Source organism: Staphylococcus kloosii, assembly GCF_003019255.1.
GTDB lineage: Bacteria > Bacillota > Bacilli > Staphylococcales > Staphylococcaceae > Staphylococcus > Staphylococcus kloosii.
Genome location: NZ_CP027846.1, coordinates 341,337 through 363,440, shown reverse-complemented (window position 1 = coordinate 363,440; position 22,104 = coordinate 341,337). Strand labels below are relative to the sequence as shown.

Sequence of the window (22,104 nt, the reverse complement as noted above, 5' to 3'; positions counted from 1 at the left end):
ATATGAACCTATCATTTTATATTTAATAGCCTACTTAACTATCTTATCTATCCTCGCAATGTCTTGCGGACTTACTTGGCAGCAACCTCCGACAACTTTTACGCCTTGAGCAATCCACTGTGGAATTGCTTCAAATAGTTGTTCATGTTCACCATTATCAGACCATGTTTTAGACTCAGCATTAAAAATTGCACCACCGTTAGGGTATATTGCAACTTGTTGAGGCAAACTAATCAGTCCCTTATCAATAGCTTTATTTACCGCGCTTACTTTAGAGCAATTAATGCCAAATACAGGTACGCTTTCATGATGATTTTTGATGTAATCTACAACTGTTTCAAACGGCGTTCCGTCAGACAAATTACCGCCTACATCAATTGTGACCGAAATCCAAAATGTGTTTTCCGAACTATATTGTGGAATGATCGTCTCTACAATTGCTTTGATTTCTGAAAAAGAAGGTGTCGTTTCAAAAACAAAGTCATGAATACCTCGAGTTATTAGCGCATCAATTCTTTGGTAATGAAATTGATAGTAATCTGCGTTAGTTAAGTCGTATGCTCCTGTGTATTCTGAACCATCACTTAAATATGCGCCATATGGTCCTAAACTCCCAACTATAACTTGATTGTCATGTGTCGCATTTTTAATACTATCTATAGCATTATCATATAGTTTACAAATCTCTTGATCTGTTAAACCAATCTTTTTAAACGTAGGAAAACTAGCTTGATAGGTACTCGTTAAAACAATATCTGCGCCAGCATGAGTAAAATCTTGATGTGCTTGCTCAATTTTTTCAACTTCAGTACGTAATACTTCACTAGACCATAACGAAGTATTTAAATCACAGCCATAGCTTTCTAATGTCGTTGCCAAACCACCATCTAAAACGACTGCTCCTGGTAGAGCTATTTTATCTAATAAGCGCATTTAAATTGCTCCTTTTTTATGATATTTAACGAAGTAAAATACTATCGCTATAATTGCGAAAGGCACACCGAAATAGAGCGCTGGCGCTTGGTTCGTATCAAATAACATGCCAATACAAGATATTAAACATAAGATAAATCCTGCAATAGGAATTGCAATATGTATGTTCAACTGTGCGTCGATTCGCTTCGCTTGAAAGTATGATGCACAAATACTCATCCAAACCACGACTACCGCAAATCCTGCTAAAGAAACTAATACAACATAAAGCGTATCAGCGGCATAAATACTTGATAATAACGATAATAAACCACCAATCATACTAAACATCGTTGCCCTTATCGGCATATGGTATTTGTTTAATTTCCCAAACCACTTAGGCATTGTACCTTCATTTGATAAACTCCAAATCATACGACTAGCCGCATATAAACCAGAATTAGCCGCAGAGAGTAGCGCCGTTATAATAACTAAGTTCATAATATCCCCAGCATAAGGTACGCCGATATTTTGTAAAATAACTACAAATGGACTTTTTAGAGATTTACCTTGGTAACTCGGAATTAAAACCGAAATAATAACCATTGTACCAATAAAGAACACAACTAAACGCCACAACGTAGCTTTAATTGCTTTTGGTATAACCTTTTCCGGTTCTTCCGTTTCCCCTGCAGCTATTCCGATTAATTCAGTACCACTAAACGCATAGTTTACTGCTAACATAGTTAAAAATACGGACCCTATACCGTGAGGAAATACGGGATTTGTAAAGCGATTTACTATCGTATCAGTACCTTTATAGCCATCGTAATGAATCAAACCTACTATGACTAAAATACCTAACACGATAAACCCAATAATTGTTAATACTTTGACTAATGAGAAATAAAATTCGACTTCGGCATAAAAACGTGTCGAAATAATATTGAAGATTAAAATAAATATAATTGAAACTGCAGAAAATATAGCCACCGGAATATCTGGGAACCATTTTTGCATTAATAGCCCTACCGCCGTGAATTCCGAGCCAAGTGCTACCGTCCAACATAACCAATAAAACCAAGCCACCACATAACCGATTGAGGGATGTAAATATTTTGAAGCATAGACATGAAAACCACCTGTGACAGGATGTTTAATTGCAAGTTGACCTAAACACAGCATCACAAGATAGACCAGTATTGCTCCAACAACATAAGACAGCACCGTACCAAGTGGTCCGGCTTGTTGCAAAGTGTAACCGGAACTTAAAAATAGACCCGTTCCAATAACACCACCAAAACTTAATAACATAATATGGCGCGACTTCATCGCGCGCTTAAAATTTTGCTCTTCCATTACTTCCCCCATTAATTTAAAGAATATAAGTATATATTTTATATATTTCTGAAAATTTCGTCAATGAAGGGTTGTGTATAAGACTAATTGCATCCTAGCTAAAATTTATTATCTGTTGAACATTGTCACATTAAGGCGTGAGTTGAATATTGTTACTTTATGATTTAACTGAATGTAAAAATGACCGAGTTACGCAACTTTTAACGTATACCCAGTCAATTTAAAAAAATAATTTAGTTTGCTAAATTTATACATTACCATATAAATTTATACCAATATTGAACGATAAATCCCTATTAACTATATTTTTATCCGCACCTTTATGCGTTCCTCTGTTTTTGTGAGATCCTTTGTAAGCATTAGATGCTTGCCAATTTTTATAAGCTACTTCATCAGTCCAAATCGTCACTATTACATAATGCAAATGCTCAATTTGCGGTTTTAAAAATAATAAACTTTGGAAACCTTCAACGTCCTGTAAATGTTGGTCGCGATTTAGAAATACTTGCTCAAAATCCGCTTCAAAACCTGGATTTACATACAAGTGGTTTAATATTGCATAACCATTTTGAGGTACTTCATTAATTTGTTCTAAAATATCATATTGCTGCGTTTCATTAAATTTAGTTATCGTTACTTGATTTTCTACCTGTTCTAAAGCAATTTGATGCTCTTCGTTTTTCAACATAATTTTCACTACCTTTATTAATTATTACTATGTTAATCTCTTCCCAAATCTATCAAGCAATCAGTTAGTTTTACCCTGTTTTTCCTAGTTATATCGTTACTACTTATCTTAAATTTCACTCTCACACTACGCTTAATTTCTTAAAAATAGAAAGGAGAATCATGCAAGAAAGTTTTGCAATCTCTCTATGGAAAAAGGACTCCAGTTGAAGGAAACTTGATACAAGCACATTTTCTATTCAGCTATCTACTGTCGATATGAAAAAAGTCTGGAGACAATTTAATGTCCCAGACCTCACTATTAAGATTCAGAATAACCTTTTTTAGATGTTGGATTAAAGATAGCTAATATTAAACCAATCACGGCGATTACACAAATGACGATGTAAGCCACGCGAACACCGTGCACTAAACCATCGATACCATATTTATGTGGATTTAATATTGCCGTATTCATTACTGTTACGAGCATTGCAGAACCCATTGCAGCCCCTACTTGGCGCATCGTATTATTCATAGATGTTCCATGTGGAACTAAATCACGTGATAAATTATTCAACGCTGCTGTAGTTAGCGGGTTAAACACCATAGCATTTGCTGCTAATGAAATAGCAAAGAACGTTGTTACATAAGCGAAAGACGTGTGCGCATTGAGTTGTGTAAATGCGAACGATGTAATAACAACAATTGATACGCCCACGATAGATAATAACTTACCGCCATATTTATCAAATATTCTTCCAGTAACTGGAGAGAGTATACCTGTGATAATTCCGCCAGGCATAAGCGCTAGTCCTGATTTTAATGGTGAATAACCATGTAAATCTTGTAAATAAAATGACAGCACCGTTTGGCTACCGATAAATGAAATAAACACGATACATACTAAAATCATGTTCATCGTAAATGATTTATAAGTAAACACGCGAACGTTAAGAAATGGTTTTTCCATACGTAATTGTTTTAGTACGAATAACGTTAAGATAAGAATACCTACGATAATCATCGAATAAATTAAAGGATGAGTCCATCCAAGGTTACCTGCCTCACTAAATCCAAATAATAAAGCAGCGAAACCTAACGTCGATAACGTTACTGACATTTTGTCGAGTTTTGGTTTTGTCACATCGGTTACGTTTTTTACAAATTTTATAGCAAATAATAAATCTACTATAGCTACGATTAATAAAATGTAGAAAATAACTTTCCAACTATATTGAGAAACGACCCAACCAGATAAAGTTGGACCAATAGCAGGCGCAAAGCCTACAACTAAGCCAAACATTCCCATAGCTTGACCCCTCTTATCTGAGGGATAAACTAAGAACAAGACCGTTTGCATTAATGGCATCATTATGCCCGCACCCATAGCTTGAACGGCACGACCTGCAAGTATCACACCAAATTGATCAGTTGCAACGCATATTACAGAACCTACTATAAAAAATGTTAGCGCTGCAAAATATAACGTTCTGGTTGTAAAACGTTGTGTTAAAAATGCAGTGATAGGAATCATAATACCGTTTACTAACATAAAGATTGATGTCAGCCATTGTACGGTACTACTAGATAAATCCATTTGCCTCATGATACTAGGCAATGCCGTAGTCATTAATGTTTGATTTAAAATGGCTACAAATGAGCCTACCATTAGAATGGCTATAAGCAGTGTTTTATTACGTTGATTTAAATCTTCCAACTCTACATCTCCTCCACAAAATTTTCGAACGTTTACATGTTAAACGGAGTGCTATCCGTTTGTCAAAAGTTGTACTTCTATACCTTTTTTATCACTTTATATACCCTATTGAGCTAGGACATACTATTAATATGAAAAACTAAAATAATTTTGTAAGAAATGAGAATATCTAGCTTCTTTTTACTTAGCAAATTTAGACGTAGTTATTAATAAAGAAATGACCTTATAGTAAATCTTTTCAATTTAAGTCATAAATATAAGCATAATTATAATTATGTAAGAATTAATATTTTATTAAGACAAAATTAAAACTATTTTATTGAATAAATTATAAAAAAGTAATATGGTTTTTATATGAAAGGGGTTACATAAAATGAATGAATTTAAAGGTTTTGATATTAATTTTAATATTACAGACAAGGTCGCCATCGTTACTGGAGGTGCAAGTGGTATCGGTGAAGCCATTACCGATTTATATGTCCAAAAAGGTGCTATAGTCGCCGTTATCGATTTAAAAGATGACGTGGAGGATATTGAACACCGTAAGGCTAATGTTTTTGGCTTTAAATGTAATATCACAAATGCCGAACAAGTAGAAGCAACTGTACATGCAATTAAAGAAAAATTCGGCAGAATAGATATACTAGTAAATAGCGCTGGTGTTGCACTACTTGATAAGGCAAAAGACATATCTGCTGAATTGTGGGACAAGACAATTGATTTAAACCTTACTGCGTCATTTAAACTGGCTCAAATCGTTGGACGTATCTTAATCGAACAAAATGAAGGTGGCAAAATTATCAACATGGCCAGCCAAAATGCGTTAATAGCCTTAGATAATCATATCGCTTATGGCGCAACTAAAGCTGCTATAGTTAATGTAACTAAAAGCTTAGCCTATGAATGGGCACAATACGGTATTAATGTTAACTCTATCGCACCAACCATTGTCGCTACTGAGTTAAGCGATAAAGCATGGGTAGGCGAAAAACGCCAGGAGCAACTTGATAGCATACCTTTAGGCAGATTTGGCGACCCATCTGAAGTAGCTGCCGTAGCATTATTTTTAGCAAGCGACGCTACTAACTTTATTACAGGCGAAAACATCGTCATTGATGGTGGAAACACAATAAAATAATATTATATATGACTGAGGGGAGACTCCCCTCTTCTTTTTTTGCATAAAAAAACAAACCAAACTGCGTAATACAGTCTGGTTTGTCACCATTAACATTTTAACTTAATCTTCTAATCTTGATTGATCATAAATATAATTCCCGATAAATTTAGAAGCTTCGCCTGTTTCTAAGGAACAGAATTTTTCATAAAACTGTTCAATTTTATCTTTATATTTCTCTTGATGAGCGTCTAAATTTTTAAGCTCTTTAGCTAGTTTAAATTCATCTGTGAAAATCTCACCAGGTAAATCCTTCATATAGTCCATATAAAATCCTCTTAACCCTTTATCATACTTTTCAATATCATAAGCAAAGAAGAATTGAGGTCTTTTTAAAATACCAAAGTCGAACATTACAGAAGAATAGTCAGTAACAAGCGCATCTGTAATTAAATAAAGCTCAGAAATATCATTATAGTTAGATACGTCGACAGCAAAATCTTCGTAGCCTTTTAAGTCTAAGGCGTTAGAAATCAAATAATGCATACGCAGTAAAATAACATACTCGTCGCCTAATTCTTTTTGTAAATTTTCTAAGTTGATTCTTAAGTCGAATAAATATTGTCCTGGTCTAATAAATTCATCGTCTCTCCACGTTGGCGCATACATAATGATTTTTTTACCCTCTGGGATATTTAAATCTTTTCTCAGGCGATTTTTAAAGTCTTCGTCATTAATTCTATTAACTAATACATCGTTTCTTGGATAACCGATTTCCCATACTCTTTCTTCATTCATCCAAAACGCAGATTTAAAAATTTCTGTCGAATATCTATTAGGAGAAACAAGGTGATTCCATCTTTTTGTTTCATTGTAGAAGTTCTTTTTATATCTGGCCGTTGTCGTACCAGGCATTCTAACGACTTTCATGTCATTACCTAATCGTTTCAACGGTGTACCATGCCACGTTTGAATATATTCTTGATTATCTTTTTTGTTTAAATATTGCGGTAATCTAGCATTAGCAACCCAGAATTTAGCTTTAGAATAAGCATCATAGTATGCTTTAGAACCTTTTTTTACTTTTTGCCCATTTCCCATAATTATATTCTTTTTCGGATTATTAAACACCCAAATATAATTTAATTGCGGGAAGTGATTTTGCATATATTCATAAATATATTTCGGACTATCACTATAATTTTTACCACCAAATGATTCAAAAATTACAGTATTTGCATCAACATTTTCTTCTTTATCAAGTAATAAATACTTAGAAAGATTTTTCATTTTACCATTTGTAAAAATATTTTTTAGGTGTCTGCTTATATTTCTAATATTGTTGATAAATTTAGCATTTTCAATCGCATCAAAATATAAAAATAACATTTCTAGTTTAAAAAGTACTTTAGCATCTTTTAGTAAATCCCACTTTAAATATTTTACGACTCTTACTAGTGGTTCTTCAAGCGTATTATATCGAGTTTCAATATCTTTTAAAGATGGATCAAAGCCTTCTTCTATTTTATTCTTCATTTTTTCAGTTAAGAATTCTTTTACTTTTTTATTATCTGTTCTTTGAATTGCATCAAAGTAACTATTAACGTAATCTTCAAAAGTTAAAATAAATTCTTGATCACTAAGTGCATTACCTTCAAATGGATCATATATTTCTCCCCTATAGTAGAACGAATAATTCAACACTCTAACGAACTTTTCAGTGTATTTTACATAATCAACTAAGAATGAGGTATCTATATATATTTTTAAATTTTCATTAAATCTAATATGATGACCCTGGATGATTGCCGTTTTAAATAAAATATTACAAACAGTATTTTTTCGTAAGAACGAATTAGGGTTTGATTTTTGAGTTAAATATTTTACTCTAATCTGGTCTTTATCTATATACTGAGGTCTATCTTTAAGACTAAACTTATGCACAGGGGCAACGAGTCCATCTAAACCATTGACTTTAGACAAATAAAATTCAACGGCATAGCTTGCCAATTGGTCGTCGGCATCTAAGAACATAAAATAAGGCGTCTCAACTTCATCAAGCGCTCTATTTCTAGCGTATGCATGGCCATGATTCGTATCCAACGTAATATAGTTAATATCTTTAGATGTATTTTCAAAAGCTTTTTTTACTATGCTAGCAGATGCGTCAGTTGAGCCATCATCAACAATAATAAGGTTAAAGTCTTGATTGCGTTGTCTTTTCAAACTTTCAAGACAATCTAAAATGTAATCTTCCTTATTGTAAAAAGTAATAATAATCGATAATTTATTCAATTTTCTATCTCCATTTTTTTAGATTTACTACTCTTATATTTCTTATTATATTAATTTACAAATTTTTAATAAATATTACTATCTATTGATATTATTCTATAATAATATCAAATTTTTTATAGTTAAGTAATAACCTACGATTATTATTAATTGATATGTTTATTTATTAGAGTATATAACATATTTATAATTAGTATTTTATTTTGTTGGTGCACTTGAATTAGCTCATTATCAAGGGCATTATAACCGACACTTACTTTTTTAGTTTTTCTAATTTATTTGCCTTTTCAGTAATTTAATCTCCACTCAACGATAAAACATGAGAACTCATTATATTAGCTAAAGTTAAATCATATAGACCTAAAGAACGTATAAATTGAAATATATAAAATTCCTAGTGATTAAAGAGTTAACAATTTTTTACTAAACTAAGTAAATATAATTAACACTACCAAATATTATTAATTATTTTTTATATTTACTTATGAAGATATTTTTCAGGAATTATTTATGACAAAACGAGTACTTTATATGTGTTATTTATATCGCACACCATCTTTATTTGTTCTTCCAGTTGTCTCTCATGCTTGTTATAATGCTTTAATAAGTGTGTTAGTGGACTATGCAATACTTCTTAATTTTGGATGCAATCATAAGCGTATTGTTCGTCCTATCCAACGTATTAATTTGCATAAATTTTACGTTCTACGCCAACATCTTATTTAAAATTGAATGAAAACATATTAGGAGACAGCATAAATCATCATGAAAAATAAACTTAGTTTCAAAGAAAATATATTAGGAGACAGCATAAATCATCATGAAAAATAAACTTAGTTTCAAAGAAAATATATTTATTGGCTCACTATTATTCGGCTTGTTTTTTGGCGCAGGTAACCTTATATTCCCTATACATTTAGGCCAATCAGCCGGTTCAAATATTTTTAAGGCAGATTTAGGTTTCTTGCTTACAGCAATTGGTTTACCTTTTTTAGGCATTATCGCTATAGGTATTTCTAAGACAAATGGTATTTTTGATATTGCTTCAAGAGTAAGTACTAAATATGCATACATTTTCACAATATTACTTTATCTCGTCATTGGCCCGTTTTATGCATTACCGAGATTAGCTACAACTTCATTTGAGATAGCTTTCACACCATTTATTTCTAAATCATCAATCACATTGTACCTACTCATCTTTAGCGTATTGTTCTTTTTTGTGGCTTGGTTTTTCTCTAAAAAGCCTTCTAGAATTTTAGAATACATTGGGAAGTTTCTAAATCCAGTATTTTTAATATTGTTAGGATTATTGATCGTATTAGCCTTTATTAATCCTATGGGTGATATTTCCAATGCTAAAATTAGCCCAGATTATGAAAGCAGTGCTCTATTAAAAGGATTTATAGACGGCTACAACACATTAGATGCCTTAGCAGCACTCGCTTTTGGTATTATCGTCGTTACAACGATTAAAAAGCTTGGTGTTACCAATCCTAGTCACATTGCCAAAGAAACAGTAAAATCCGGTACGATCAGCATCATTTTAATGGGTGTTATATACAGCTTATTAGCATTTATGGGTACGATGAGTTTAGGCCATTTCAAAATGAGCGAAAATGGCGGTATCGCACTCGCACAAATTGCACAATATTACTTAGGCGATTATGGCATTATTTTACTGTCATTAATCATTATCGTTGCATGTTTAAAAACAGCTATAGGTTTAATTACGGCATTTTCAGAAACATTTTCAGAGCTATTTCCAAAACAAAATTATTTAATGTTTGCGACAGTCGTTAGTATCATTTCTTGCGTTTTTGCTAATATCGGTTTAACAAAAATTATCGCTTATTCAACACCGGTATTAATGTTCTTATATCCGTTAGCCATTACGATTATTTTACTCACACTATTCAGTTCATTATTTAATCATTCGAAAATTGTCTATCAATTTACTACCTATTTCACGCTAGTGGCCTCGTTTGCGGACGGTATCAAAGCTAGCCCAGCAATCATTGTAAATACACAATTTGCACATAGTATAATCTCATTTAGTCAAAAATACCTACCATTCTTTACAATTGGTATGGGTTGGGTAACCCCTGCACTATTAGGATTTGTTATTGGATTTATCGTGTACAAAGTCAAAAAGACACGCGTTAAGCGTTCATAGTATTGCACAGTAGAAATTCCCAAACCCTATATACAAAATAAACAAGCATACCACTTAACTAATTTCCCAGGAAATAAAGTGGTATGCTTGTTTTTAGTTTATTAAGAATTGTTAATTAATACAATTTTGCCACGGACATGGTCATTTTCGTTTAACTTATGCGCTTCTTAAACGTAAGTTAGAAGACAGTTCCTATTTCAGAACATGCCTTAATGCTTTTAAATTATTCTAGATTAATTTACTTTTAAATTTTAGCGGGTTTGATACCACCTTATGATAGTAAATCTCTCAATTTTTAGGAAAACTTAATTTCTGCTAAATTCTCTAAAGTTGAATGATTTACTTTCAACGTTACTATATAAAAAAATGATTATTATTTTACTTTTCTTCTCCAACTACTGTAAAACGTTCATTTATATGTTGTGGATTTTCTATCTCATCTACTAATGCTATCGCAAAATCAGCATAGCTAATGTAACTATTGCCATTAGTATTAACTAATAAATTATCTTTGCCTGATTGATAGCTTCCTGTTCTTTCACCTTCAGCATTAAAATCGGCAGATGGGCTTACGAATGTCCAAGTTATATCTTGTGTAGCTTTTAAATCTTGTAAATTTCTACCTTGACCTTTAGCAGTTGGTGCGAACGCTTCAGGAAATTCAGGTGTATCCATCAATATCGTTGTTTGTGCTTCGTCAACATATAAACTACCTGCGCCACCCACAACGATTACTCTTGTATTTGTACCTTTTAATGCTTCAATTAATGCACGGCCAGCTTTTACATGTGCTTCTTCTTCACCAAGTGGTGCACCAAAGGCGTTAACGACTACATCCAAATCTTTTAAGTCATCTGAAGTTATATCATATATTTCTTTTTCTATTACTTTAACATTACTATCTGATATTTTCGATGCATTTCTAACAATTGCTGTTACGTCATGTCCTCTTTCAATTGCTTCTCTTAATACTAGATTACCAACTTTACCACTTGCTCCAATTATTCCAATTTTCATAAATAAAATCCTCCTAATTATTTATAATTATTGCAAATTTAAAATTACCGCTAATTGAGGTAAAACAGTAACTCCTTTCAATAAGGATTATTAAGGGGGTTGATATTGTTTTAATATAATTAAGTAAATATTTTAGTTGTAATTGTAATAGTTACAGTTACATCATAGGCACACGGATAAGTTTATCCGTTATTCACTAATATTTTATCCACTATATTTTGTAAAGTTACATTTTTCAATACTGACTCCATTGCTTCTTGCGCATTTTCTAAAATGACTTCCAACACAACTTGAATGTTTGCACCTACTGTACAATTAATATTAGTATCCTCATGTATTTGAAATAGACGCCCTTTTTCAACAACTTCTACAGCATTGTATACGTCAAACAACGTAATTTCATCTAAAGGTTTTAAAAGTCTAACACCTGAGTTGCCTCGAGACACTTCAATATAACCAGCATCTTTAAGTTTTCCCATCAATCTGCGTATTACTACCGGATTCGTGTTCACACTATTTGCTATTTGATTTGACGTTAAAGTATATTCTCTTTCTACTTTAATCAAAGCTAAAATATGAACAGCTACCGTAAAACGACTGCTAATTTTCAAAACAACCACCTCATGTAACCATTATAGTTACACCTTGAGTTAATGTCAATATAATTCATTCCACTTCTTCATTGTTGAAAGCACTAGCCTCCATCTATATTTTAGACTACCTTAAGACACCCCTTGGCATAGGTCATAACTAGACAAATTCCTTTTGTATAAGTGTACGATTTGTGGTAATATCATCATGGATAAAAATTCGATTATACTAATAAATAAGAAGGTTTAAATATATTATGAAAGAAAATTTTTGGAGTGAGTTACCACGTCCTTTTTTTGTTTTGGCACCTATGGAAGACGTTACGGATATCGTTTTTCGTCATGTAGTCAGTGAAGCAGCGCGACCTGATGTATTTTTCACTGAATTTACTAACACTGAAAGCTTTTGTCATCCCGAAGGCATACACAGTGTTCGTGGACGCTTAACATTTAGTGAAGATGAGCAGCCAATGGTCGCTCATATTTGGGGCGATAAACCAGATCATTTTCGAGAAATGAGTATTGGTTTGGCTGATATGGGCTTTAAAGGTATTGATTTAAATATGGGCTGTCCCGTAGACAATGTTGCAAAGAAAGGTAAAGGGTCAGGTTTGATTCTACGACCTGAAACTGCGGCCGAAATTATTCAAGCAGCTAAAGCAGGTGGTCTACCGGTAAGCGTTAAAACACGTCTTGGTTATTATGAAATCGACGAGTGGAAAGACTGGTTAAGACACGTCTTTGAACAAGATATTGCCAACTTATCTATCCATCTACGTACACGTAAAGAGATGAGTAAAGTAGATGCACACTGGGAATTAATCGAAGCCGTTAAAAAATTACGCGACGAGGTTGCACCAGATACATTATTAACGATTAACGGTGATATTCCAGACAGACAAGTAGGTCTCGAACTTGCAGAAAAATATGGTATAGACGGCGTGATGATTGGCAGAGGCATTTTTAATAATCCTTTCGCTTTCGAAAAAGAACCACGCGAACATACGAGCAAAGAACTATTAGATTTATTAAGATTACATCTAACACTGTTCAATAAATATTCAAAAGAAGAAACACGACAATTCAAAAGCCTACGCAGATTCTTTAAAATCTATGTACGTGGCATCAGAGGGGCTAGCGAGCTACGTCATAAATTGATGAGCACGGAAACGACAGACCAAGCACGCGGATTAATCGATGACTTCGAAGCTCAAATGGAAGATAGTGTCATATCTTAATATAAGTTAAAGTGAAAAATTAGAAATTATTCTTTATATTTTATCGCATGAAAATCCCCTGCTAACATTATGGTTAACAGGGGATTTTTGGTTATATATGACAGTATATGAATGGGTTGAAAATGCCTTGTATTGAGCTTTTTCAATTCTAGTCATCTTTGCCAAAGCGAAACTAAAAAATCTTTTTTATACAAATGAGCTTTTGCTCAGCTTCCACTTTTTATATTACATTGTACTTGTATCAATAACGAAACGATATTTAACGTCTGAAGATAGTACTCTTTCATACGCTTCATCAATTTGATCTGCAGAAATTAGTTCAATTTGTGGTTTAATATTGTGTTCTGAACAGAAATCTAACATTTCTTGAGTTTCTCTTATGCCACCAATCGCTGAACCTGCGAATGATCTACGATGACCTATAAGACTAGCTACACGTAATGACACGGGTTCCGCTGGTGCGCCAACGTTCACAAGTGTACCGTCTAATCTTAATAATTTAAGATAGTCATCTAAAGGTAAATTAGCACTTACTGTATTAATAATTAAATCAAATGAATTCGTAAGTTGTTCGAATGTTGATTCATCGCTTGTTGCATAATAATTAGAAGCACCTAATTTCAAGCCATCTTCTTTTTTGCTTAATGTTCTTGATAATACAGTTACTTCAGCTCCCATAGCATGTGCAATTTGAACAGCCATGTGACCAAGTCCACCCATACCAATAATAGCAACGTTTTTACCTTCGTATGCTTTCCAGTGATTTAAAGGTGAATATGTCGTAATACCAGCACATAGTAAAGGTGCAGCCGCATCTAAACTAATATTATCAGGAATACGTAGCACAAAATCTTCATGTACAACGATATGTGTTGAGTAGCCACCTTGAGTTGGTTCGCCATATCTATCCGTACCGGCATATGTACCAACCATACCTTTTGTACAATACTGCTCTTCACCGTTTTTACAATGTTCACATTCACCGCATGAGTCTACCATACAACCAACACCAACACGGTCATCTACTTGATATTTACTAACATCTGAACCGACTTCTTTAACAATACCAGCAATTTCATGACCCGGTACTAATGGATAGTGAACTGGGCCCCACTCTCCGTGTGCAGTATGAATATCTGAATGACATATACCTGCATATTTAATTTCAATCAAAATATCATTTTTATCAAGATCTCGTCTTGTTATTTCTGTAGCATAAAAATCAGAATCCGGACTATTTACCGCTCTAGCTTTTACATTTAACATATATTATTTCCTCCATTAAAAAACCAGATAGAATACCTTCATTAGTATTCTTCTTGGACAATAATAGACTTGGTGTTTAGCAACGTCAATTTATATGACTTAGTAGTGAGTAGTGTGGAGAGTTTTGAGAAAACGAGTTTTAAAGTAACATCTAATGGTGAAATTCAATTTTACGATACTGTAGGTAAAAAAATGTAAAGAAGTATAGATGTATCGCTAAAATCAATGAATCACATTGGTAGTCTATACAATAAAAAAAGAGAACAGTAATTATACTATTCTCTCAATCTCATTTATATTTATAATCAAATCTCTGACCAAGTTATAATTTAGCCAAAAATTCTTGTTCTTTTAAATTTTTAGGCAATAAAAATATGACTGTCTCTTCAACTTCTAAAACTTTTCTCTATATACCTATAAACATATGAAGGTCACAACATCAATTCAACAATTATCAGATAGAAGCAAAGGTGAATGGCCCATCGTTACTACACTTAACTTTATAAAATACCGATTAATTTCATCCAAACTGAGCCTAAACCAATCCAAATAATGAAATAGACGATACCTAAAATGAAATTCATAGTCCACCAACGTTTTTGGGTGATATAGCCTGCTGAATATAATATTGGCGCTGGGCCACTACTGTAATGTGTTGTTGAAGCTAGCAAGTTACCGAAGAAACCTAACATGAGTGCACTGTATAATGGTGGTGCACCTGCAGCAACTGCTACGCCTAATAAAGCGGCATACATCGCGCTAACATGTGCTGTTGAGCTCGCAAATAAATAGTGTGAATAAAAGTAAAATACGATAAGAATAATGAGCACTATTGGCCAATTGAAGTTACCTAAACTTGTTGCTATGAGTTTACTTAACCATGGAATAAATCCTAATTTATTTAATCTATCTGCCATTAGAACAAGTACTGAGAACCATACTAATGTATTCCATGCACCTGTCTCGTTCAAAATATCTTTCCATTCAAGTACACCTGTTAACAATAATAACGCTAATGCAATAAATGCTGTTAAAGTAGCATCAATGTGAATAAGGCTACCTAGTACCCATAAGGCTAATGAGATAATAAAAATAACAATCATGAATTTTTCTGAAGTTGAAATATTTCCCATCTTAGATAATTCATTATTAGCCCAATGTTTAGCGTTAGGTGTTTCTTTAACACTTGGGGGATAAATTTTATAAATGATGTACGGTACGACAATCAGTGATACTAATCCAGGTACTAAAGCGGCTAAAAACCAATCCATCCACGTAATATTTATATGGGCAGTGCTTTCTGCAAGGTTTTGTGCCAAAGGATTACCTGCCATCGCTGTTAAGAACATTGCAGCAGTAATTAAATTACCTTGGAATTCAGTAAATATAAGAAAAGCACCCATTTTACGCTCTGTGCCTTGTTTCGGATTTGAATCAAATGATTCCGATAAAGATTTGATAATTGGGAACATGATGCCACCTGCACGTGCGGTATTACTAGGAGTAGCAGGTGCAAGTATAAGATCAACGCCGACAAGTGAATAGGCCAAGCCTAAAGTTTTTTTACCAAAGAGCTTTACAAATTGTAGTGCAATACGGCGACCTAAACCTGTTTTGACGAAACCTCTAGAAATAAAAAAGGCTATCGCAATAAGCCAAATACTGTTATTTCCAAATCCTGCTACTGCAGTTTTTATGTCCGTTACGCCAGTTAAAACCATTGCTGTAAAACCTAGTATAGATACAGCACCAATAGGCATAGGCTGCGTAATACAAGCAACAATAGTTGTGACAAATATAGCAAACATTAACCAAGCTTGTGTACTCAATGCATCCGGTTTAATAGGCGTAAGTGCACAAATGATTATACCGATAATTAGGGGTAAAATAAATTTACGGTATTTTATTGAATTTTGCATTTTGAAACTTTCCTTTCTTCCACACATTATTACTTCTTACACATAACAATCTACGCCTATCGTTATAATATGTAAATATGAAATAAGAAAAAGTTTTCTGACAACTAATTTTTTAAATAGTTCTTACTATTAATATAATTTAAAAATAATTTAAATACCTTAATATCCTAGCATCACTAATTTATATAATTATATACCTTCTCAATTTGTTCTGAAAAAGTGCCATCAAATTCACCATCGAAAAATGCGCTACCAATTGTGAAACCCCATGGTGACACAGTTTTTATGAAATCCAGTTTCTCATAAGAATCTATACTCCCAGCAACACAAACTGGAACATCTATATTTGCTACAACTTCAGCGATTAGTTCTGTTGGATTTCCTACATAACGATATCCAAGCAAATCAATTCCATGAATTCCAGCATCTAGATAATCATTGGCTTCTTTAATAATTTCCTCAATTTCGCCATGAAGTATAGACGGTCTATCACATATGTTACCGGCAAAAGGCATATATTTTATATTATGTTTTTTACAATAATCATTCACTGAGTGATAAAAATTAGTGCCCATTAAAATATCACATTTGCAGATTTTCGCTAAATATGCGCCTTCTAAGCATTTCTTTTCTTCATATTCAACTATTTCTAAAACAGTAGTTTTATTGCATTGTTTCATATAATCAAACAACGATATCATTTCTTCTAATTCGATTCCTTTATCTTTAAATCCCCAATACTTAGCTTTTGAATTTTTACATTCTTCAAATACTTCAAATGCATTTTCAACTGTGAAATCGTTATAAGTTAGCATCACAACAAGTTCAGAATTCATAAAAATACTCCCCCTTATATATTCAAACCTTAATTTGACTTAAGTTAATAGGTAGTTTACACTTTAACGCAACACAATACAATACAATAAAAATATTAATAATTAAAATTTGCTATAAAAAAGGAGGTGTAGCGTTAAAATGATTAATAATTTATTTCCGAATCTATATATAAGAAATGTTTTTGATATAGATTTTAATAAAGTATACGAACTTGGTTACAGAGGATTAATTTTTGATATTGATAGTACACTAGTTCCCCATGGTTTAGATTCAACAAAAGAAATCGATGAATTGTTTGAAAAAATACATAACATTGGATTTAGAACAATATTTTTATCAAATAATAGTGCAAGCCGAATTGAAAGTTTTAATAAAAATATAAAAACTGCATTTATAGATGAAGCAAATAAGCCAAATAAAAATGGATATATTAAAGCTGTTGAAAGATTAGAAGTTGAAAAAACTGAAGTTTTATTAATAGGAGATCAAATATTCACTGATATACTCGGAGCTAATTTAACAAAAATTGATAATATACTAGTTAAATATTTATTACATGAGAATGAAATAAAAATAGGAAAAAAAAGAAGAGTTGAAAAAGCTATTTTGTGTGTTTTCTTCATAACAAAACGGATTTTCAAAAGAAACGCGAAAATTGAGAAATTGGAGGTGCATTATAATGACTAAGCGTAAAAGTTTAAGCGAAATTTTACCAATATGGTACAAAGTAGCTGAAAAAAAAGAAATTATACGAAGACATATGAAAGATTTCATAAGAAAAAACAGTTTTTCGAATAGTTATTTAAATGATTCTTTACCTAATGAAGTTTATAGACATAAATCTAAAATAATTAAAACTGGTAAAGATATTGATCCAGTCTTACAGGAAAATAAAGCTTTTAACATTGATTTATCTTCTTCAAAAATAAACGGCATACTAATAAAACCTAACGAAGAATTTTCATTTTGGAAATTAGTAGGTAAAGTGACTCAAAAAAATGGATACAAAGATGGACGCGTTATCATAAATGATAAAGTGGAAGCAGGTATGGGGGGAGGATTGTGTAATTTAGCCAACACGATTAATTTATTGATTATACATAGCCCTTTAAAAATTACTGAAGTTCATTTTCACTCTGATGCACTTGCTTCAGATATTGGTAAGCGTATTCCGTTAGCCAATGGTACTTCTGTTGCTTATAATTATGTAGACTATCGCTTTAAAAACACAACAAATCAAAGCTTCCAAATAAATTTAAACTGCCGAGATAAAGAATTACTAGCTACATTGAATAGTGAGAAACCTATATCCTATAATTATAAAATAGTTGAAGAAAACCATCACTTTGTGGAAGAAAATGGCATATATTACAGAAAATCTAAAATATATAAAGTTACTGAAGCTAAAGAATCAGCTAAAGTATTAAATAAAGAGCTAATATTAGATAATAAATCAAAAGTTATGTTTGATTATGACTTGATACCAAAAGAGCAAATAACCCCATAAAATATAAATACACACGAAGCGAAGTATCCAATCACGCACAAACTTGAAAGTATAATATTTTATTATCTTTAAAATACAATTCATCATATATAACTAACATTCATTTACTCACTACTAAATGCTCTTTCAGCTTTTTAGGCATGAAAGAGCATTTAATTTGTTAACTTTTTAGTAAGTTAATTAGTTTTACTTATGTGATTTTCTATTATTCCATTTCAAAAGATACACAAATTCTTGAGTTTCTTCTTCAAATTCCTTAGCTATTATTTCAAATTGATTTTTTTATAAAAATAAATAACTCTCTTGTTTTTCTTATATACATGCAACTTAAGTATATTATAATCATTTTTTAACCTTTGAAGTAATCTTTTCCTATTCCTCTATAGCGATAAATATCTTTAATAAAACAACCAACAATATAACTCTCATATAAACCAACAAATCCAACTAGTTGATTACCAATATAATATACATAAATTGTTGAACACGGAATCATTTTTAACTGTATCTAGATTATTAATCCAATAATCTAGTTTAATAAAATCATGAGAACCCATATTAGAGTTTAAACATATAATTGAAATGTCTTCTATTAACCCAGAACCTTATAGTATTTTCTTTTTTTACATCATGATTTTCCATCAATTTACAGAATGTTCTTAGTTTTTAAAATCCATGTACTTATTATAAAATACCTGACATCCAATGCAACTGATATCTTCTTTGTTTCTAACTAACAACTAAATATTTATCAGTAGTTAGACCAATAGCTGTTATGATATTTGAAAGATTTCTCTTAGCTAATAATTTATTTAATATTACTATACAACATACGTTAAACTATATTTTAATATTTTGAATTTGATTTTTATGAAATTTCTTATGTATTATCGGAAGTGATTTTTTAATAATAACTTTAAGAATTATAATTATTTTGTGAACATAAGAGAAAATGGAAAGTAAAATGTACAAATCAAATAAAATCATATAATAATTTAATATTGTTTTTTAAAATAATAGTAGAAAAGTAGTGGAAAATTGATTAATATAATTATATGCAAGAATAAAACTGATTAAAAAATATACAAACCTAATAATCCTTATCTTAAAATGATGAAGATTATACCATTCTTTTACAGTAAGAAATTACAAAATAAATATTAATGGAGTGATAGCATGGGAGAAAAAAAATGAAGAAAGCAAGGCTTTAGTAGTTATAGAACAGGCAATGAAGTTACCTTTTGTAAAAGTTGATAGAAAAGATTTTTTACTTAAGTCGTTTTCTAATTATAATATTGATATGAATCAATTAATAGAACAAGGCCCTATTCAACTTGTTTCAAAAAAAGATCTTGATAAAGTTGCTGATAAGGCTATTAATAATGCATTAGCTAAATCTACAAGCGCATCATTTATGGCTGGTTTACCAGGCGGTATTGCTCTCGCAGCGACTATTCCAGCCGATATGGCTCAATTTTATGGTTTTGCTTTAAAATTATCACAAGAGTTATCTTATATTTATGGACTTCAAGATCTATTTGATGAAAATAATGAGCTATCTGAATCATCGAAGAATATGTTAATTATTTATTTAGGAGTCATGTTAGGAGTGACTGCAGCTGGTTCTACAGTCAGACTTTTATCGAAACAAGCATCCACACAAGCACTAAAATCAATTCCAGGCAAAGCTCTTACCAAGACAATTTATTATCCAATATTGAAAAAAGTGCTTAAAACATTTGGTGTGAAATTAACAAAAGATACATTCGCAAAAGGTGTTTCTAAAGCAATTCCACTTATCGGTGGTGTTGTATCTGGTGGCATGAACTACGCATCACTAAAACCCATGGGTAAAAAATTAAAAAATGAACTTAGTAGCGCTATCAATTATACCTCTAAAGATATTGAAAAAGATATCAAGATTATAGAAGGTGAGGGCATTAACCTTAGTAACTAATGAATTAATTGTTTCAAAGTAAAAAATCAATGTGTTCCCAACGATTAGTCAAGCACTTATATAATAAAATGAGTATACTTAAATAAGCGATTTATTCTTAATTTTTTAAACCGTATTTTTAAATTCATTAAAAATATTTGCTTTAATGTAAATATATTTGTTAATTGTATTGCTTATTATTAGTAACTAGGTAATGGAGTGTCTTTAAGATTGTACACTTTTACGGTTGGTGAGTTAATCTCATCAATCGTTATTTTTTTGAGTGATGAAATTAAAAATTAAGTAAAAGAAAAATAACTTATTAACATTTATAATTCATCATACTTTTATCATTAATTTACATTTATATAAACAAGCTCACTTTTCACACAAGCTACGTATGATTTGATTTATACATATGTTACACTCGTCCTAATTCTTAAGACATTTAATTTTAAGAAAAGACAAGGGGGGTATCGGCATGAAGAAATTTTCTATTTCTATAGTATTAATCGCATGTGCTTTATTACTTTCATCTTGTTCACATGAGTCCGACAAACATAATGATACCGGAAATAAAACGAAGCATGCTAATCAATCAAAAAGCAGTGATAATAATCAAAAGAAACATAAAAAGGTCGTTAAAGATGGTCGTACGTATGCAGATGGAATTTTAATTGTAAATAAAGAGCACACTTTACCTTCCTCTTATAATCCAGGTGAAAATCCAGAAGCACAAAAAGCGTTACAACAATTATTAGATGATGCTCAAAAAGATGGTATTAACTTATATAAAATTAGTGGCTATAGAAGCTATCAAACGCAAGTTAAGCTTTATGATAGTTATGCGAAGCGTGACGGTAAAAAAGCAGCTGATAAGTATAGCGCACGCCCAGGCTATTCTGAACATCAAACAGGTCTTACATTTGATCTAGGTGGAAAAAATTCAAATAACAATCTATACACTAGTTTTGGTAAAACCAAAGAAGGTCAATGGATCGCGAATAACGCATATAAGTATGGATTTATTGTGAGATACCCTAAAGGCAAAGAAAAAATCACAGGATATCAATATGAGCCTTGGCACATACGCTATTTAGGAAAAGATAAAGCTACAAAAGTACATAAATCTGGCAAAACATTAGAAGAATACGTAGGTTTAAAAAAAATAAAATCATAAACCCCCTTCTACTCGAACTAAAATAAAGACGAAGTGCTGTCCAGCATTTCGTCTTTATTCTCTCAAACGTTGTACCTCAAAATATAATAAAAGCAAATTACATCACGCCCTTGCTTCATATTGGCAATTTAGTTTTACATACCTAACAGATATTAATAACACTTTTATTAATAAGCATTATTTATGACATGCTTTTCCCTTATTAGTGTTTTTGCTACAAAAATATAAAGTGAACCTTAATAATGATCTCATATCATATTCTCAGCAACTCTTTTTAACCATTCGTAGATAAGTACTCTATATTTTTCACTTAATCACAAATTTAGATAATATATTTATTTGGTTTCGCTAATTTTTTTATCTAAATAA

Annotated in this window: 17 protein-coding genes; 7 read left to right on the top strand and 10 right to left on the bottom strand. The window is 31.7% G+C overall.

What is annotated here, in order from left to right:
• Positions 1–30 precede the first annotated feature (30 nt).
• From mmuM to C7J89_RS01820, 4 genes are all read right to left on the bottom strand, one after another.
• Positions 31–933, bottom strand: coding sequence for a homocysteine S-methyltransferase (mmuM, locus tag C7J89_RS01835; RefSeq protein ID WP_103294751.1), 903 nt, complete (start codon positions 931–933; stop codon positions 31–33).
• Positions 934–2,271 carry an amino acid permease gene (locus tag C7J89_RS01830; protein WP_103294752.1) on the bottom strand — a complete coding sequence of 446 codons (1,338 nt, stop codon included), beginning with the start codon at positions 2,269–2,271 and terminating at the stop codon, positions 934–936.
• Between the two features lie 247 nt (positions 2,272–2,518).
• Entirely contained in the window at positions 2,519–2,959 is a 441-nt protein-coding gene (locus tag C7J89_RS01825; RefSeq protein WP_103294753.1) for an antibiotic biosynthesis monooxygenase family protein, read from the bottom strand.
• A 300-nt stretch (positions 2,960–3,259) separates the two neighbouring features.
• Entirely contained in the window at positions 3,260–4,657 is a 1,398-nt protein-coding gene (locus C7J89_RS01820) for an MDR family MFS transporter (RefSeq protein ID WP_103294754.1), read from the bottom strand.
• A 373-nt stretch (positions 4,658–5,030) separates the two neighbouring features.
• Between C7J89_RS01820 and C7J89_RS01815 the strand changes: the two genes are divergently transcribed.
• Entirely contained in the window at positions 5,031–5,795 is a 765-nt protein-coding gene (locus tag C7J89_RS01815; protein ID WP_103294755.1) for a GolD/DthD family dehydrogenase, read from the top strand.
• A gap of 102 nt (positions 5,796–5,897) precedes the next feature.
• Here the strand turns inward: C7J89_RS01815 and C7J89_RS01810 are convergent, their stop codons facing one another.
• Complete coding sequence (locus tag C7J89_RS01810; RefSeq protein WP_103294756.1) at positions 5,898–8,069, bottom strand: bifunctional glycosyltransferase/CDP-glycerol:glycerophosphate glycerophosphotransferase; 2,172 nt, start codon at positions 8,067–8,069, stop codon at positions 5,898–5,900.
• An 817-nt stretch (positions 8,070–8,886) separates the two neighbouring features.
• Between C7J89_RS01810 and brnQ the strand changes: the two genes are divergently transcribed.
• Complete coding sequence (gene brnQ / locus C7J89_RS01805; RefSeq protein ID WP_170066453.1) at positions 8,887–10,245, top strand: branched-chain amino acid transport system II carrier protein; 1,359 nt, start codon at positions 8,887–8,889, stop codon at positions 10,243–10,245.
• A gap of 378 nt (positions 10,246–10,623) precedes the next feature.
• On the opposite strand, the gene C7J89_RS01800 is transcribed toward brnQ, so the two are convergent.
• Positions 10,624–11,262: an NAD(P)-dependent oxidoreductase gene (locus C7J89_RS01800; RefSeq protein ID WP_103296159.1), complete on the bottom strand. Its 639-nt coding sequence runs from the start codon at positions 11,260–11,262 to the stop codon at positions 10,624–10,626.
• Positions 11,263–11,444: 182 nt separating this feature from the next.
• Positions 11,445–11,873 carry an Rrf2 family transcriptional regulator gene (locus tag C7J89_RS01795; RefSeq protein ID WP_103296160.1) on the bottom strand — a complete coding sequence of 143 codons (429 nt, stop codon included), beginning with the start codon at positions 11,871–11,873 and terminating at the stop codon, positions 11,445–11,447.
• A gap of 236 nt (positions 11,874–12,109) precedes the next feature.
• Between C7J89_RS01795 and C7J89_RS01790 the strand changes: the two genes are divergently transcribed.
• A complete protein-coding gene (locus C7J89_RS01790) occupies positions 12,110–13,090 on the top strand; it encodes a tRNA dihydrouridine synthase (protein ID WP_103296161.1) in 981 nt (326 codons plus the stop codon).
• Between the two features lie 225 nt (positions 13,091–13,315).
• Here C7J89_RS01790 and C7J89_RS01785 read toward each other — a convergent pair whose 3' ends face one another.
• The 3 genes from C7J89_RS01785 to C7J89_RS01775 form a co-directional block, all read right to left on the bottom strand.
• Positions 13,316–14,356 carry an NAD(P)-dependent alcohol dehydrogenase gene (locus C7J89_RS01785; RefSeq protein WP_103296162.1) on the bottom strand — a complete coding sequence of 347 codons (1,041 nt, stop codon included), beginning with the start codon at positions 14,354–14,356 and terminating at the stop codon, positions 13,316–13,318.
• Positions 14,357–14,856: 500 nt separating this feature from the next.
• Positions 14,857–16,275 carry an anion permease gene (locus tag C7J89_RS01780; RefSeq protein ID WP_106884378.1) on the bottom strand — a complete coding sequence of 473 codons (1,419 nt, stop codon included), beginning with the start codon at positions 16,273–16,275 and terminating at the stop codon, positions 14,857–14,859.
• 176 nt (positions 16,276–16,451) lie between these two features.
• Positions 16,452–17,111 (bottom strand): beta/alpha barrel domain-containing protein, encoded by a 660-nt coding sequence (locus C7J89_RS01775; RefSeq protein ID WP_106884377.1) that lies wholly within the window; start codon positions 17,109–17,111, stop codon positions 16,452–16,454.
• Positions 17,112–17,250: 139 nt separating this feature from the next.
• Between C7J89_RS01775 and C7J89_RS13380 the strand changes: the two genes are divergently transcribed.
• The 4 genes from C7J89_RS13380 to C7J89_RS01750 all read left to right on the top strand — a co-directional run bounded on the left by C7J89_RS13380 (position 17,251) and on the right by C7J89_RS01750 (position 21,735).
• Positions 17,251–17,799, top strand: coding sequence for a YqeG family HAD IIIA-type phosphatase (locus tag C7J89_RS13380; RefSeq protein ID WP_106884376.1), 549 nt, complete (start codon positions 17,251–17,253; stop codon positions 17,797–17,799).
• On the top strand, positions 17,792–18,619 hold the full coding sequence (locus C7J89_RS13375) for a VanW family protein (RefSeq protein ID WP_103296180.1): 828 nt from the start codon (positions 17,792–17,794) through the stop codon (positions 18,617–18,619). The genes C7J89_RS13380 and C7J89_RS13375 overlap by 8 nt, the downstream gene beginning before the upstream one ends.
• Positions 18,620–19,787: 1,168 nt before the next feature.
• A complete protein-coding gene (locus C7J89_RS01755; RefSeq protein ID WP_211295550.1) occupies positions 19,788–20,576 on the top strand; it encodes an EcsC family protein in 789 nt (262 codons plus the stop codon).
• A 460-nt stretch (positions 20,577–21,036) separates the two neighbouring features.
• Positions 21,037–21,735 (top strand): M15 family metallopeptidase, encoded by a 699-nt coding sequence (locus tag C7J89_RS01750; RefSeq protein ID WP_103296114.1) that lies wholly within the window; start codon positions 21,037–21,039, stop codon positions 21,733–21,735.
• Positions 21,736–22,104 lie beyond the last annotated feature (369 nt).